The organism is Microbacterium azadirachtae (assembly GCF_025583665.1).
GTDB lineage: Bacteria > Actinomycetota > Actinomycetes > Actinomycetales > Microbacteriaceae > Microbacterium > Microbacterium azadirachtae.
This window is the reverse complement of the sequence record NZ_CP099706.1, coordinates 1,355,198-1,369,463: the sequence shown is the minus strand read 5'-3', so window position 1 is coordinate 1,369,463 and position 14,266 is coordinate 1,355,198. Positions and strand designations below refer to the sequence as shown.

Annotated in this window: 14 protein-coding genes; all 14 read right to left on the bottom strand. The window is 70.0% G+C overall.

What is annotated here, in order from left to right:
* Positions 1 to 14 precede the first annotated feature (14 nt).
* A complete protein-coding gene (gene der / locus NFX31_RS06465; protein ID WP_045249735.1) occupies positions 15 to 1,535 on the bottom strand; it encodes a ribosome biogenesis GTPase Der in 1,521 nt (506 codons plus the stop codon).
* Positions 1,528 to 2,250 carry a (d)CMP kinase gene (cmk, locus tag NFX31_RS06460; RefSeq protein WP_262957033.1) on the bottom strand — a complete coding sequence of 241 codons (723 nt, stop codon included), beginning with the start codon at positions 2,248 to 2,250 and terminating at the stop codon, positions 1,528 to 1,530. Before cmk ends, der begins: the two co-directional genes overlap by 8 nt.
* Positions 2,243 to 3,364 carry a prephenate dehydrogenase gene (locus tag NFX31_RS06455; RefSeq protein WP_045249733.1) on the bottom strand — a complete coding sequence of 374 codons (1,122 nt, stop codon included), beginning with the start codon at positions 3,362 to 3,364 and terminating at the stop codon, positions 2,243 to 2,245. Before NFX31_RS06455 ends, cmk begins: the two co-directional genes overlap by 8 nt.
* On the bottom strand, positions 3,361 to 4,179 hold the full coding sequence (locus NFX31_RS06450; protein WP_045249732.1) for a pseudouridine synthase: 819 nt from the start codon (positions 4,177 to 4,179) through the stop codon (positions 3,361 to 3,363). The genes NFX31_RS06455 and NFX31_RS06450 overlap by 4 nt, the downstream gene beginning before the upstream one ends.
* Complete coding sequence (gene scpB / locus NFX31_RS06445; protein WP_045249731.1) at positions 4,179 to 4,805, bottom strand: SMC-Scp complex subunit ScpB; 627 nt, start codon at positions 4,803 to 4,805, stop codon at positions 4,179 to 4,181. Before scpB ends, NFX31_RS06450 begins: the two co-directional genes overlap by 1 nt.
* A complete protein-coding gene (locus tag NFX31_RS06440; protein WP_091475593.1) occupies positions 4,795 to 5,670 on the bottom strand; it encodes a segregation and condensation protein A in 876 nt (291 codons plus the stop codon). Before NFX31_RS06440 ends, scpB begins: the two co-directional genes overlap by 11 nt.
* Entirely contained in the window at positions 5,654 to 6,517 is an 864-nt protein-coding gene (locus NFX31_RS06435; protein ID WP_045249729.1) for a ParA family protein, read from the bottom strand. Before NFX31_RS06435 ends, NFX31_RS06440 begins: the two co-directional genes overlap by 17 nt.
* Before the next feature lie 31 nt (positions 6,518 to 6,548).
* Complete coding sequence (locus NFX31_RS06430; RefSeq protein ID WP_262957032.1) at positions 6,549 to 7,271, bottom strand: gamma-glutamyl-gamma-aminobutyrate hydrolase family protein; 723 nt, start codon at positions 7,269 to 7,271, stop codon at positions 6,549 to 6,551.
* Between the two features lie 22 nt (positions 7,272 to 7,293).
* Entirely contained in the window at positions 7,294 to 8,073 is a 780-nt protein-coding gene (locus NFX31_RS06425; protein ID WP_262957031.1) for a 3-oxoacyl-ACP reductase, read from the bottom strand.
* A gap of 33 nt (positions 8,074 to 8,106) precedes the next feature.
* A complete protein-coding gene (locus NFX31_RS06420) occupies positions 8,107 to 9,510 on the bottom strand; it encodes an aldehyde dehydrogenase family protein (protein ID WP_262957030.1) in 1,404 nt (467 codons plus the stop codon).
* A 34-nt stretch (positions 9,511 to 9,544) separates the two neighbouring features.
* The gene (locus tag NFX31_RS06415) at positions 9,545 to 10,936 is read right to left on the bottom strand and encodes a glutamine synthetase family protein (protein ID WP_262957029.1); all 1,392 of its coding nucleotides are present in this window, start codon (positions 10,934 to 10,936) and stop codon (positions 9,545 to 9,547) included.
* A gap of 14 nt (positions 10,937 to 10,950) precedes the next feature.
* On the bottom strand, positions 10,951 to 11,673 hold the full coding sequence (locus tag NFX31_RS06410) for a FadR/GntR family transcriptional regulator (RefSeq protein WP_262957028.1): 723 nt from the start codon (positions 11,671 to 11,673) through the stop codon (positions 10,951 to 10,953).
* A 7-nt stretch (positions 11,674 to 11,680) separates the two neighbouring features.
* Complete coding sequence (locus tag NFX31_RS06405) at positions 11,681 to 13,228, bottom strand: amino acid permease (protein ID WP_045249725.1); 1,548 nt, start codon at positions 13,226 to 13,228, stop codon at positions 11,681 to 11,683.
* A 134-nt stretch (positions 13,229 to 13,362) separates the two neighbouring features.
* Positions 13,363 to 14,265 (bottom strand): site-specific tyrosine recombinase XerD, encoded by a 903-nt coding sequence (gene xerD, locus NFX31_RS06400; protein ID WP_045249724.1) that lies wholly within the window; start codon positions 14,263 to 14,265, stop codon positions 13,363 to 13,365.
* Position 14,266: the final 1 nt, after the last annotated feature.

The window sequence follows — 14,266 nt, the reverse complement described above, 5'->3', positions numbered from 1 at the left end:
GCGGGCCGCGTGCCTCAGCGCTGCCGGCGCTCGCGCACCCGCATGTTGATCACGATGGGCGTGCCCTCGAAGTCGTACAGCTCGCGCAGGCGCCGCTGGATGAACCGGCGGTAGCCCGGGTCCAGGAAGCCGGTCGTGAACAGCACGAATGTCGGCGGTCGCGTCGACGCCTGGGTGCCGAACAGGATCCGCGGCTGCTTGCCGCCGCGCAGCGGGTGCGGGTGGGCGGCCACGAGCTCGGTGAGGAAGGCGTTGAACTTGCCGGTGGGGATGCGGCGGTCCCAGTTCTCCAGCGCGGTCTCCAGCGCCGGCACGAGCTTATCCAGGTGACGGCCCGTCTTGGCCGAGATGTTCACGCGGGGCGCCCAGGCGACGTGCGCCAGGTCCTGCTCGATCTCGCGCTCCAGGTACCGCCGGCGGTCCTGGTTCTCCATGTCGTCGTCGAACAGGCGGTCCCACTTGTTGAACGCCAGCACGAGCGCCCGGCCCGATTCGAGCACCAGGTCGATGATGTTGAGGTCCTGCACGCTGATCGGCTGGCTCACATCGAGCACGACCACAGCGACCTCGGCCTTCTCCAGCGCGGCCGAGGTGCGCAGCGACGCATAGAAGTCCGCGCCCTGCTGCAGGTGCACGCGGCGGCGGATGCCGGCGGTGTCGACGAAGCGCCACATCTTGCCGCCGAGCTCGACGATCTCGTCCACCGGGTCGCGGGTGGTGCCGGCGAGGTCGTTGACGACCACGCGCTCCTCCCCCGCCGCCTTGTTCAGGAGGGACGACTTGCCCACGTTCGGACGCCCCAGGATCGCGACGCGACGAGGTCCGCCGATCTCCTGCTTCGCCACCGCGGAGACCTCGGGGAGCTTCTCCATGATCGCGTCGAGCAGGTCCGCGACTCCGCGACCATGGATCGCGGACACCGGGTACGGCTCTCCGAGACCGAGGTTCCACAGCGCCGCGGCCTCGGGCTCCTGCCGGGCGTCGTCGATCTTGTTCGCGACCAGGAACACCGGCTTGCCGCTCTTGCGCAGCAGCCTCACCACGTGCTCGTCGGTCGAGGTGGCCCCGACCATCGCGTCGACGACGAAGAGCACCACGTCGCTGAGGTCGATCGCGACCTCGGCCTGCGCGGCGACCGAGCGGTCGATGCCCTTGGCGTCGGGCTCCCAGCCGCCGGTGTCGACCAGCGTGAAGCGGCGGTCCATCCACTCGGCCTTGTACGTGACGCGGTCGCGGGTCACCCCCGGGGTGTCCTCCACCACTGCTTCGCGGCGGCCCAGGATGCGGTTCACCAGCGCGGACTTGCCGACGTTGGGCCGGCCGACGATCGCGACCACCGGCAGCGCCGGCAGGATCTCGATGCCGTCCTCGCCACCGACGAGGCCGGCCAGCAGTTCGGCGTCCTCGTCGTCCAGCTCGTAGTCCTCGAGGCCGGCGCGCAGAGTCGCGGCGCGCGACTCGACGAGCTCCTCGTCCATCGCGTCCAGCTTCTCGGCGAGGCGGTCCTCGCCGCCTTCGTACTCTTCGTCAGCCATGATCGGCTCCTCGCTGCGCCTCGGGCGCACATCTCTCGATCACCGCGATCACGGCGTCGATGGTCTGGTCGAAGTCGAGGTCGGTCGAATCCACGACCTCCACGCCCTCTGCGGCGGTGAGGAAGTCCACCACCGCGCTGTCCTTGGCGTCGCGCCGATGCAGCGCCGCCGCGACCGCGGCCGCGTCCTCCGCATCGAGCTCCGCCGCCCGCCGTGCGGCGCGCACCTCGGGCGCCGCCGTGAGCAGAATCCGCACCGGTGCGTCGGGGGCGACGACGGTCGTGATGTCGCGCCCCTCCACCACCACGGCGGGGTAGTCCGACTCGCGCACGATGCGTCGGAACGCGTCGTTCACCTGCACGCGGACGGCGGGCACGCGCGCGACGCCGCTCACCGCCCCCGACACCCGCGGCTCGCGGATCGCCGTCGTGACGTCCACATCGCCGACGTGCACGAGACGGTCGTCGGGATCAAGTCCTTGACGGAAGGGGAAGTCCGCGGCAGCCGCGAGCACCGCGTCCTCGTCCGCGGTGTCCGCGCCACGGTCCAGCACGTGCCAGGCCAGTGCGCGATACGCGGCCCCCGTGTCGAGGAAGCCGTAGCCGAGGCGTCGCGCGACGGCCTTGGAGACGCTGGACTTCCCGGATCCAGCGGGTCCGTCGACCGCGACGATGAAGGGCGTCGCGGTCCCGGAGTTCGAGGTCGAGTCAGTCATCCGGCATGCTCGCAATCCGCCATCCCCTGGCCTCCAGTCCCTCGACCGCACCGCGCAGCGCCGCGGGAGCGACGCTGATCTCGGCGAGACCGAACTGCGCGCCCGGAGAGTGCTCCAGGCGCAGGTCCTCGACGTTGACCTCGAGCTCGCCGAGCTCGCCGAACAGGCGTCCGAGCTGGCCCGCGGTGTCGTCGATCATGACCACGAACGACTCGAATCGGCGGTTCTGGCCGTGCTTGCCCGGCAGTCGCTCGACGCCCTCGTTGCCGTGCCGGATGGTCTCGGCGACCGTGCGCCGGGAGCCCGCCCGGTCGGGATCGCGCAGCGCGTCCGCGACGTCGGCGAGGTCGGCGGCGAGCGCGTCGAGCACCGAAACGACGGGAGCGGCGTTCGCCCCGAGGATCTGCACCCACAGCTCGGGCGCGGACGCGGCGATGCGCGTGGTGTCGCGCACTCCCTGTCCGGCGAGGCGGAGCGAGCCGTCCTCGGCGTCGGCGAGGCGCGCGGCGAGCAGGCTCGCGACGACCTGGGGCACGTGGGAGGTGAGCGCCACCGCACGGTCGTGCTCCTCCGGGGTCATCTCGAGCGGCATCGCCTCGAGATCGAGCGCGAGCCCTTCCACGAGAGCGAGATCCGCAGGACGCGTCTCCTCGTCGCGGCACACCACCCAGGGGCGGCCGATGAAGATGTCGGCGCGTGCGGAGATCGCTCCCCCGCGCTCGCGTCCGGCGAGCGGGTGGGATCCGATGTAGCGCGTCAGGTCGACGCCGCGCTCGCGCAGCGCACGCAGCGGTTCGAGCTTGACGCTCGCGACATCCGTCACCACGGCGTCGGGGTAGCGCGACAGCTCGGCCTCGATCACGTCGGCCGTGACGTCCGGCGGCACGGCGACGACGACGAGCGCGGGGGCGTCGTCGTCCCGCGCTGCGCGACCCGCTCCGTAGTCGATGGCCAGGCGCAGCTGCGCCGGCGACGTGTCGGAGAGCGCGACATCGACGCCCTTCGCGGTGAGCGCGTGCCCGATGCTGGCGCCGAGCAGCCCCGCGCCGACGATCCGGACGGTTCCGGAAAGTCTCGCGGCGCGCTCGAGGGGCGTCCTGCTCGTGTCGCTCACTCGTTCTCCTGTGCGTCTCCGCGCGGGCTCGTAGGATCTGAAGCGCCGCCCGCGGGGGATTCCTGGCGCGACAGGGTCAGAAGCGCGCCGAGTTCGATTTTAGTCAGTTCGCGCGACTTCCCCGCCGGGAGGGTTCCCAGGTGCAGCGGGCCGAACTGGCGGCGCACGAGTTCCGTGACCGGATGTCCGACAGCGGCGAGCATCCGGCGCACGATGCGGTTGCGTCCGGAGTGCAGGGTGAGCTCGACGAGGCTGGATCCGCCTCCGGCTGCCGAGCCCGCCGAGGCGTCCAGCAGGCGCGCCTTGTCGGCGGCGATGGGGCCGTCCTCGAGTTCGATCCCGCGCGTGAGCTTCGCGATGGTCTGCGGGGTGACCCGCCCGTCGACCTTCGCGATGTAGACCTTGGTCACGCCGAACGACGGGTGCGCGAGCACGTGCGCGAGGTCGCCGTCGTTCGTGAGGATGAGCAGGCCGCTGGTCTCCGCGTCCAGGCGTCCGACGTTGTAGAGGCGCTCCTCGTACTCCCGGGTGAAGCGGCGCAGATCCGGGCGCCCCTTCTCGTCCTTCATCGACGAGACCACGCCGGTGGGCTTGTTGAGCATCACGTAGCGCTTGCCGGTGTCCAGCTGCACCGCCGTGCCGTCGACGTCGACGAGGTCCTTCTCGGGGTCGATCCGGGTCCCCAGCTCCGTCACGACGGATCCGTTCACCCGGATCCGTCCTTCGACGATGTACTGCTCGATCACGCGTCGCGAGGCGACGCCCGCGTTCGCGAGCACCTTCTGCAGGCGCACGCCATCAGGAAGTTCAGTCATCATGCCCTTTCGGTGAATCCTTCCGAGCCGTCGTCGAGCAGCGGGGAGATCGGCGGCAGCTCGTCGAGCGAGTTGATGCCGAGGTTCTGCAGCAGCAGGTCGGTCGTGCCGTAGTTGATCGCGCCGGTCTCGGAGTCCTGGAAGAGCTCCGTGATGAGACCGCGTCCCACCAGCGTGCGCACCACGGAGTCGACGTTCACGGCCCGGATCGATGCGACCTGGCTGCGGGTCACGGGCTGCTTGTAGGCGATCACGGCGAGCGTCTCGAGCGCGGCCTGCGAGAGCCTTGCGGGCGCCTGGCCGCCGACGAAGTCCGCGACGAGGTCGTCGTAGTCCTCGCGCACGTACAGCCGCCAGCCGCCGCCGACCTCGCGCAGCTCGAAGCCGCGACGCGGCCCCTGGCCCCGGCCGTCGTACTCGTCGACGAGCGACTCGATCGCCTGCCGCACGGCGGGCACCGGTGCGCCCACGGCGGCGGCGAGCGAGACCAGGCTGTGCGGCTCCTCGATGATGAGCAGGATCGCCTCGAGGCGCTCGGTCAGGGGCGCCTCGGCGGTCGCCGCCCGGACCTCGTCCGTCGGCCCGTCCGTCACCGGCACGGCCCCCGTCGATCGGTCATCGGTCATAGTCGGCTCCCAACGTCGCCAGCATCTCGTCGGACCAGTGCTCCGCCGACCAGCGCAGGGTCAGCTCGCCGAGCGGCTCGAGCTGCTCGAAGCTGAGCGCGGCGTGGCGGTACAGCTCGAGCACGGACAGGAAACGCGCCACCACGATCCCGGGCTCGGTGGCGCCCGCGACGATCTCGCGGAAGGTGACGGACTCCGCGCTGCGCAGCAGGGTCACCACGATCGCCGCCTGCTCGCGGATGCTCACGAGCGGCGCGTGCAGGTGGTCCAGGCCGACGGTCGGGATCTCCTTCGGAGCGAACGCCAGCAGCGCGAGAGTGGCGAAGTCGGAGGCGGTCAGCGTCCAGACCAGCTCGGGGGTGCGCGCACGGTGCTTCTCGTCGAGGCGTACCGCGCGGGCGTGCCGCCGGTCCTCGTACTGGAGGCTGCGCGCGAACCACGCGGAGACCTCCTTGAACGCGCGGTACTGCAGCAGACGCGCGAACAGCAGATCCCTGGCCTCGAGGAGGGCGACGGATTCCGCATCGACCAGCTCGCCCTGCGGCAGGAGGCCGGCGACCTTCATGTCGAGCAGCGTCGCGGCGACGACGAGGAACTCGCTCGTCTCGTCGAGATCGGCCCCTGAGCCCGTGGAAGGGTCCGGACCGAGCTCGCGCAGGTAGGCGATGAACTCGTCGGTCACCTTGCTCAGCGACACCTCGGTGATGTCCATCTCATGCTTCGAGATGAGGGTGAGGAGCAGGTCGAACGGCCCGTCGAAGTTCGAGAGGGACACCCGGAACCCGGTATCGGGCTCGAGTCCCGTCCCGCTGCCGGCGGCCGGCCCCTCGACAGGCTCAGGAGCCGTGTCAGGCGACGGCGCCACGCGCGACCAGCTCCCGGGCCAGTCGCAGGTACGCCTGTGCGGCGGGATGCTCCGGCGCGAACTCGGTGATCGGCACGCCCGACACCGAGGCGTCGGGGAACTTCACGGTGCGCCCGATCACGGTCTCCAGCACGTCGTCGCCGAACGCCTCGACGACCCGCTCCAGCACCTCGCGGGAGTGCAGCGTGCGCGCGTCGTACATCGTGGCGAGCAGGCCGTCGAGCTGGATCGACGGGTTGAGCCGGTCGCGCACCTTGTCGATGGTCTCGATGAGCAGGGCGACGCCGCGCAGCGCGAAGAACTCGCACTCCAGCGGGATCAGCACGCCGTGGGCCGCGGTGAGGGCGTTGACCGTGAGCAGCCCGAGCGACGGCTGGCAGTCGATGAGGATGACGTCGTACTCCCCGGCCACCTGGCGCAGCACGCGCGAGAGGATGGTCTCCCGGGCGACCTCGTTCACCAGGTGCACCTCGGCCGCGGAGAGGTCGATGTTGGCCGGGATGAGGTCGAGGCCCTCGACGCCCGTGTGCACGATCGCGTCGTGCGCGTCGCGCTTGGTGTCCAGCAGCAGGTCGTAGACCGTGGGGATGTCGTGCGTCGGGATCCCAAGACCGGCGGAGAGCGCGCCCTGCGGGTCGAAGTCCACCGCGAGCACCTTGCGTCCGTATTCGGCGAGCGACGCCGCCAGGTTGATCGACGTGGTCGTCTTGCCGACGCCGCCCTTCTGGTTGCAGAGCGCGATGATGCGCGCAGGGCCATGCGCCTTCAGCGGGGCGGGGATGGGGAATCCCTGGTAGGGACGGCCGGTCGGCCCGATCGGGGTGTCGTCCTTCGTCTTCTTCGCCACGTCTCTCCTGCTCGGTCGTGCTCGGACGAGTCTAGCCGTGCCCCCGGTTCTGCACGCGCTCCCGCGCCGCGGCGACCAATCCGTCGAACAGAGCGGGGTCGTCGTGCGTCTCGGGATGCCACTGCACCCCGACCGCGAACCGATCCCCCTCCCCCTCGATCGCCTGGAGCACGCCGTCCGTGTCGTGGGCGACCGCACGATAGCCGGGGTGCTGCGCGACGGCCTGGTGGTGGTGCACGGGGACCGTGAGCTCCGGCGCCACCAGCTCCGCGACCCGGCCCTCCGCGTCCACGCGCACCTCGGCCGTGCCGTACGAGGTCGGTCCGCCGGCGTGCCGGTCGTGCCCCACGACGTCGGGCAGGTGCTGCACGAGAGCACCGCCGGACGCCACGGCCATGAGCTGCATGCCCCGGCAGATCCCGAGCAGCGGCAGCCGGATCCGCTCCGCCTCGGCCAGGAGCGCGAGCTCCCAGGCGTCGCGGTCGTCGTACCAGCGCACCACGCTCGGATCGGGCTGCTGGCCGTAGCGCTCGGGGTTCACATCGGCGCCCCCCGCGATGAGGATGCCGTCGAGCCGGGCGAGCACGTCGGCGGCCGCGTCCGGGGCGGCGACCGGCGGCAGCAGGACGGGGATCCCGCCGGCGCGCTCGATCGAGCGCGCGTAGTCGCTCGGCAGCAGATCGGCCTCGACCTGCCGCCAGGTGCCCCAGTCTGCGGCCTGGCGGTAGGTCGTGAGCCCGATGATCGGAGTCACGGTCCCCGAGCCCGTCGAAGGGTCAGTCAAAGTCCGAATCCAGCGGCGTGACGTACGCGTTCGAGAGCCCCCCGTCGACGAGGAAGTCCATCGCGGTGATGAAGCTCGACTCGTCGCTGCCGAGGAAGGCGACGGCGTTCGCGATCTCCTCCGGCTCGGCGAAGCGCCCCATCGGGACGTGCACGAGACGCCGTGCGGCGCGCTCCGGGTCCTTCGCGAACAGCTCCTGCAGCAGCGGCGTGTTCACCGGGCCGGGGCACAGCGCGTTCACGCGGATCCCCTTGCGGGCGAACTGCACACCGAGCTCGCGGGTCATCGCGAGCACGCCGCCCTTCGACGCCGTGTACGAGATCTGCGAGGTCGCCGCGCCCATGATCGCCACGAACGACGCGGTGTTGATGATGGATCCGCTGCCCTGCTCCAGCATGTAGGGCAGCACCGCCTTGCAGCAGTAGTAGACGCTGGTGAGATTCACGTCCTGCACGAGGTTCCACGCCTCGATGCCGGTCTTCAGGATCGAGTCGTCCGAGGCGGGCGAGATCCCGGCGTTGTTGAAGGCGATGTCGATGCGGCCGTAGGTGTCGTGCGCGACCTTGAACAGGTTCTCGACCTCGGCCTGGTCGGTGACGTTCACCTTCACGAACGTACCGCCGAGCTCTTCCGCGATGCGCGAGCCGTTGGTCTCGTCGAGATCGCCGATCACGACCTTCGCACCCTCCGCGACGAACTTCTTCGCCGTCGCCAGTCCGATGCCGCTGCAGCCGCCGGTGATGACGCCGACCTTGCCTTCGAGCTTTCCCATTCCTGTGTTGCCTTTCGCTGTGTGGGGAGGGGTTCAGTACGTCGTCGAGATGAAGACGTTCTTCACCTCGGAGAAGGAGTCCGGCGCGTCGGGTCCGAGCTCGCGCCCGAGTCCGGACTGCTTGAACCCGCCGAACGGGGTCCAGTAGCGCACCGAGGAGTGCGAGTTGATGGAGAGGTTCCCGCTCTCCACGCCGCGGGCGACGCGCAGGGCGCGACCGATGTCCCGGCTGAAGATGGATCCGCTCAGTCCGTACTCGGTGTCGTTGGCCTTGGCGATCGCGTCGGCCTCGTCGCGGAATGGCATGACCGCGAGCACCGGGCCGAACAGCTCCTGGGACCAGACGGGGTCCGCGGCGTCCCGGGGCAGCACGACCGCGGGTGCGAGCCAGAATCCGCCGTCCCCGTCCGCGCCCGCACCGCTCTGGCCGCGGAACGCGATGTCCGCGCCGTCCAGGTGCGCGGCGACCGCATCGCGCTGCGCGGCCGAGACCATCGGTCCCATCTCCGCGTCCTCGGCGGTCGGATCCTTCACGCGGAAGCCCTCGACCGCGGGCTGCAGCAGTTCGAGGAACCGCTCGTAGACCGTCTCCTGGACGAGGATCCGCGAGCGTGCGCAGCAGTCCTGGCCGGCGTTGTCGAGGCCGCCCCCGGGGGCCGCCGCAGCCGCGGCCTCCAGGTCCGCGTCGTCGAACACGATGTTCGCGTTCTTGCCGCCGAGCTCGAGCGTGAGGCGCTTGACCTGATCCGCGCAGCCGCGCATGATCCCCTTGCCGACCTCGGTCGACCCGGTGAAGCACACCTTGCGCACGAGCGGGTTGGTGACGAAGCGATCGCCGACCACGCTGCCCTTGCCGGTGATCACGGTGAACACGCCCTCGGGGAGGCCCGCTTCGAGGGCGAGCTCACCCAGGCGCATCGCGGTGAGCGGGGTGAGCTCGGCCGGCTTGAGCACCACCGTGTTGCCTGCGGCGAGCGCGGGGGCGAACCCCCAGCCGGCGATCGGCATCGGGAAGTTCCAGGGCACGATGATGCCGACCACGCCGAGCGGCTCGTGGAAGGTCACGTCGATGCCACCGGGCACGGGGATCTGCTTGCCGAAGTGCCGCTCCGGGCTCGCACTGTAGTAGTTCAGCACGTCGCGCACGTTGCCGGCCTCCCAGCGGGCGTTGCCGATCGTGTGGCCCGCGTTGGCCACCTCGAGCGCGGCGAGCTCGTCGATGTGCGCCTCCACGACCGCGGCGAACGACCGCAGCAGCTGCGCCCTCTCCCCCGGCGCGACCGCGCGCCAGGCAGGGTAGGCGCGATGAGCGCGCGCGATCGCCGCATCGGTCTCGCCCAGATCGGCGAGACCCACGTCCGCCACGGGGCGGCCCGTCGCCGGGTTGAGGACGGTGAAGGCGCCGCCCGCGCCGAATCGGGAAGAAGGGATCCTCATGCCCACAGCCTTTCGAAGTCTCCGATGAACGCGTTCACAGCCGCTCGAAGCCGCGGCGCAGCTCCCAGTCGGTGACGGCCGCGTCGAAGGCGGCGATCTCCACGTCGGCATAGTTCACGTAGTGCTGCACGACGTCCTCGCCGAACACCTCGTTCGCGATCGCGGACTGCGCGAGGGCCTCACGCGCCTCGCGCATCGTCGACGGCACCGTCGGCGCCCCGGACTCGTAGGCGTTGCCCCGGGTCTCCGGCTCGAGCGCGAGCTCGTGCTCGATGCCGTAGAGGCCGCCGGCGAGCATCGCCGCGAGGCCCAGATACGGGTTCATGTCGCCGCCCGGGAGGCGGTTCTCCATGCGGGCGCCTGCCCCCTTCCCGACCAGGCGCACCGAGCTCGTGCGGTTGTCGATGCCCCAGGCGATCGCGGTCGGGGCGAACGACCCCTTCACGAAGCGCTTGTAGGAGTTGATGTTGGGGGCGTAGAAGAGCGTGAAGTCCCGCATCGTCGCCAGGACCCCGGCGATGAAGTGGTCGTAGAGGGCGGAGCGGGTTCCGCGCTCCGCATCCCAGAACACGAGCGCGTCGTCGTCCTTGCCGCGCAGCGACATGTGCACGTGGCAGGAGTTGCCCTCGCGCTGGTTCGGCTTGGCCATGAAGGTGATCGACTGCCCGTGCTGGCGTGCGATGTCCTTCGACGCGGTCTTGTAGTAGGCGTGGTTGTCCGCCGTGGTGATGACCTCGTCGTAGAGGAACGCGATCTCGTGCTGACCGAAGTTGCACTCCCCCTTGGCCGACTCCACGTTCAGGCCGGAGGCGTACATGGTGTTGCGGATCTCCCGCAGCAGCGGCTCGACGAGCGTGGAACCGAGGATCGAGTAGTCGACGTTGTAGCGGTTGGCCGGCTCCAGGTCGCGGTAGCCGCTGTCCCAGGCGCGTTCGTAGGGGGTGTTGAAGATCACGAACTCGAGCTCCGTGCCGGCGAGGGCCTTCCAGCCGTGCGCGGCGGCCCGCTGGGTCTGCGCGCGCAGGATCTCGCGCGGCGACACCCGCACAGGGTCTCCGCCGGTGCCTGCGAGGTCGCACTGGATCATCACGGTGCCGGGGCGGTGGGGCATCGGCCGGATGGTCGCGAGGTCGAGCTCGAACTCCATGTCGCCGTAGCCGTCCGCCCACGAGGCGTGCGCATAGCCGTCGACCGTGTTCATGTCGACGTCGACGGCGAGCAGGTAGTTGCAGCCCTCGGTGCCGTGTCCGAGCACCGAGTCGAGGAAGAAGCGGGCGTGCAGGAGCTTGCCCTGCAGGCGCCCCTGCATGTCGGTGAACGCGAGGATCACGGTGTCGACGGATCCGTCCCGGATGCTCCCGCGCAGCTGCTCGACGGTGAGCATGCGGTCGTTGCGGGCAGGGGTGCTCAGATCGGAGGTGGTCATTGCGGCGGTGTCCTTTACTTCAGAAGGCCCTTGAGGAGTGCAGCGGTGGCATCGCAGTGCGCGGTCATGATGTCGCGGGCCCGGTCGGCGTCGCCGTCCAGGATCGCGGCGACGATCGCGCGATGCTCGGTCTCGGAGTGGTCGATGTTGGTCTTGAGGAAGGGGATCTCGGCGAGCAGCTGATGGATCCGCACCTGCACCTCGCTGCAGCTGCGGGAGAGCTCGTCGGATCCGCATACGGTGGCGATCGCCAGGTGCAGGCGGGCGTCGGCCTGCCGGTAGTCGGACGGGGTCTGCGCGGCCGCGAGGTCGGCGAGGCTGTCGGCGAGCAGAGCACGCTGCGCCTCGTCCAGGGGCGTCAGCGCCGCGCGGTACGCGGCACCGGGTTCGATGACGGAGCGGAACACGATCACGTCGTCGATCTCGGCCCGGCGGGGCGGGGTCTGGTCCGCCGGCCACTGCTCCGTGGCCGGCTGGACGACCGTGCCCCCTCCGCGCCCCCGGGTCGTGGCGACGAGCCCGGCGGCGCGGAGGGCGCTGATGGCCTCTCTCAGGGTGGCGCGGGAGACGTTGAGCTTCTCGGCGAGCTCGCGCTCGCCCGGAAGCTTCGTCCCCACCCGGAAGATCCCGAGCCGGATCGCCGATCCCAGCTGCTCCACGCAGCTCTCGAAGGCCATGTGGCCCCGGACCGGGTGCAGCGCGGCATCCACCAGAGGAGAGTCCATCGTGTCGGTCATTCGGGGATCATTCCTCCAGCAGCTGCTCGGGCGCCACCGTGAGGTGCTCGGCCTCGACGCTCGAAGCCATGAAGTCGCGCTTTCCGTAAGCGAACCACAGGACCGCCGCGAGCAGCGCCACCACGACGACCGCGATGGGCGCGTAGTTGAACGTGTCGATGGTGATCGGGTTCACCGGCGGCAGCACGAACAGGATGATGATGATCACGACCCACACGACGGCGATCCAGCCGACGATCCCGCTCCAGCGTCCGAGGTTCCACGGCCCGGGCACGAAGCTCTTGTCGAGGCGGCGCAGGAAGACCGGGGTGACGTACGCGATGTAGAGCCCGATGACCGCGATCGACGTCACGGCGAGGTAGGCCGTCAGGTTCCACATCGCGGGAACGGTCAGGATGATCGAGAGCGCGACGCAGAGCCAGATCGAGTTCGTCGGCGTCCCGGTGCGCGGGTTCACCTTGGCCCACAGACGCGAGCCGGGGATCGCGTTGTCGCGGGAGAACGCGTAGCTCATCCGCGAGTTCGCGGTGACCGAGGCCATGCCGCAGAAGAACTGGGCGCCGCACACGATGAACAGCAGGAACTTCGCCATCGTCGGGTTGTTCAGCGCGTCGAGGAAGATCTGGGCGGGAGGAAGGCCGGTCGCGCTGCCGAGCAGCTTGTCGATGCCCTTGTCCGACGAGTCCTGGATGGCCGCGGTGATCGAGTAGAGCAGGATCCAGCCGCCGACGATCGAGATCACGACGCTCATCACGATGCCCTTGGGCGCCGCGATCGAGGCGTTCTTCGTCTCCTCCGCGACGTGCGCCGAGGCGTCGTACCCGGTGTACGTGTACTGCGCCATCAGCAGACCCATCAGGAACACGTACGGTGCGAACGACCAGCCGGTCCCGTTATAGAAGCCGGTGAAGGTCCAGCCGACCGACTGGTGCTGCGTGGGCATGATCCACAGCGCCGCGACGATGATGAGCACGCCGACGATGTGCCACCAGGCGGAGACGTTCGAGAGGAGGCTCACGAGGTTGACGCCGAAGGTGTTGAGCAGACCATGGATCACGATCAGCACGACGAAGAGCCCGAAGGTGTTGAACGGGTTGACCTCGACGCCCCAGACCAGGTTCGCGAACGCCATCATCGTGGTCGCCGCGCCGAAGTCGATCGCGGCGGTGACCGCGACCTCGCCGAGGAAGTTGAACCAGCCGACCGTCCAGGCCCACTGGCGCTTGTTCCGCTTCGCGAGCCGTCCGGCCCAGAAGTAGAGGCCGCCGGCCGTCGGGTACTTCGAGCACACCTCGGCCATCGCGAGCGCGACCATGAGCACGAAGACGCCGACGAGCGGCCAGCCGATGTTGATGGCGGACGGGCCGCCGGACTTCAGGGCGATCGCGTACGAGGTGATGCATCCCGCGAGGATCGAGATGATCGAGAAGGAGACGGCGAAGTTGCTGAACCCCGACATCCCCCGGTGCAGTTCCTGCTTGTAGCCCAGGGCGGCCAGGGCTGCGGCGTCGTCGTCGATCGGGTGTGAGTCGGGCGCCTTTGTCGATTCGCTCATGGAGTGCTGCCTGCTTTCAGTGGAGGGAGCGTGTGCAGCGATTCTGGCGACTCGACTCCTTCACTGTCAATGGTCTGACTTCAAACCTTTTGAGATGTCACACGCCGGAAACACGCGGGACCTCCCCCGACACGTCAGCGCGCCCGGGGATGCGCGGTCACGTACACGTCACGGAGCGTGTCCACAGACACGTGGGTGTAGATCTGCGTCGTCGCGACCGAGGCGTGCCCGAGCAGCTCCTGCACGACGCGCACGTCGGCGCCGCCCTGGAGCAGGTGCGTCGCGAACGAGTGCCGCAGTGTATGCGGCGAGATCTCCGTCGTGATCTGCGCCCGCTCGGCCGCGGCGCGGATGATCAGCCATGCGCTCTGTCGGCTGAGCGGCGCCCCCCTGGCGCCGAGGAACAGCTTCGCCGAGGCGCGCCCCGAGCTCGCCAGTGCAGGACGCACCCGGGTGAGGTAGGCGTCGACCGCCGCCCGCGCGAACGATCCCACGGGAACGATGCGCTCCTTGGATCCCTTGCCGCGCAGGCGCAGCACATCGCCGTGCGCCAGGTCGTCGACGTCCAGCGAGATCGCTTCGGAGACGCGGGCGCCGGTCGCGTAGAGCAGCTCGAGCAGCGCCCGATCACGGATCCCGATCGGCTCGTCCGCCGAGGGCGCGGCGAGCAGACGCTCGACCTGGTCGATCGTGAGCGCCTTGGGCAGACGGCGGGGCTGCTTGGGCGGGCGCAGCCGCGCACTGGGGTCCGCCACGGCGACGCCCTCCCGCGCGAGGAAGCGGTGCCAGCCCCGCACCGAGGACTGCAGGCGCGCGAGGCTCGACGCCGCCGGCGGCGGCTCGGCGCTCGCGCGCTCCGCGGCGAAGGCGGCGACGACCTCCGGGGTGATCGCCTCGGTGTCGTCGATGCCCTGCTCGCCGAGCCACGCCAGGTAGCCGCCGAGGTCTCGACGATAGGCGGCGAGGGTGTGCTCGGCGAGGCCGCGCTCGATCGTCACATGCCGCAGGTACGCGTCGAGCGCGCGGTCGAGCTGCACC

Coding starts and splice junctions, on each gene's coding strand:
- NFX31_RS06450 (WP_045249732.1), bottom strand. CDS start 4,179: ATGACTGAACTTCCTGATGGCGTGCGCCTGCAGAAGGTGCTCGCGAAC.
- scpB (WP_045249731.1), bottom strand. CDS start 4,805: ATGACCGATGACCGATCGACGGGGGCCGTGCCGGTGACGGACGGGCCG.
- cmk (WP_262957033.1), bottom strand. CDS start 2,250: ATGACTGACTCGACCTCGAACTCCGGGACCGCGACGCCCTTCATCGTC.
- NFX31_RS06410 (WP_262957028.1), bottom strand. CDS start 11,673: ATGACCGACACGATGGACTCTCCTCTGGTGGATGCCGCGCTGCACCCG.
- der (WP_045249735.1), bottom strand. CDS start 1,535: ATGGCTGACGAAGAGTACGAAGGCGGCGAGGACCGCCTCGCCGAGAAG.
- NFX31_RS06420 (WP_262957030.1), bottom strand. CDS start 9,510: ATGAGGATCCCTTCTTCCCGATTCGGCGCGGGCGGCGCCTTCACCGTC.
- NFX31_RS06415 (WP_262957029.1), bottom strand. CDS start 10,936: ATGACCACCTCCGATCTGAGCACCCCTGCCCGCAACGACCGCATGCTC.
- NFX31_RS06405 (WP_045249725.1), bottom strand. CDS start 13,228: ATGAGCGAATCGACAAAGGCGCCCGACTCACACCCGATCGACGACGAC.
- NFX31_RS06425 (WP_262957031.1), bottom strand. CDS start 8,073: ATGGGAAAGCTCGAAGGCAAGGTCGGCGTCATCACCGGCGGCTGCAGC.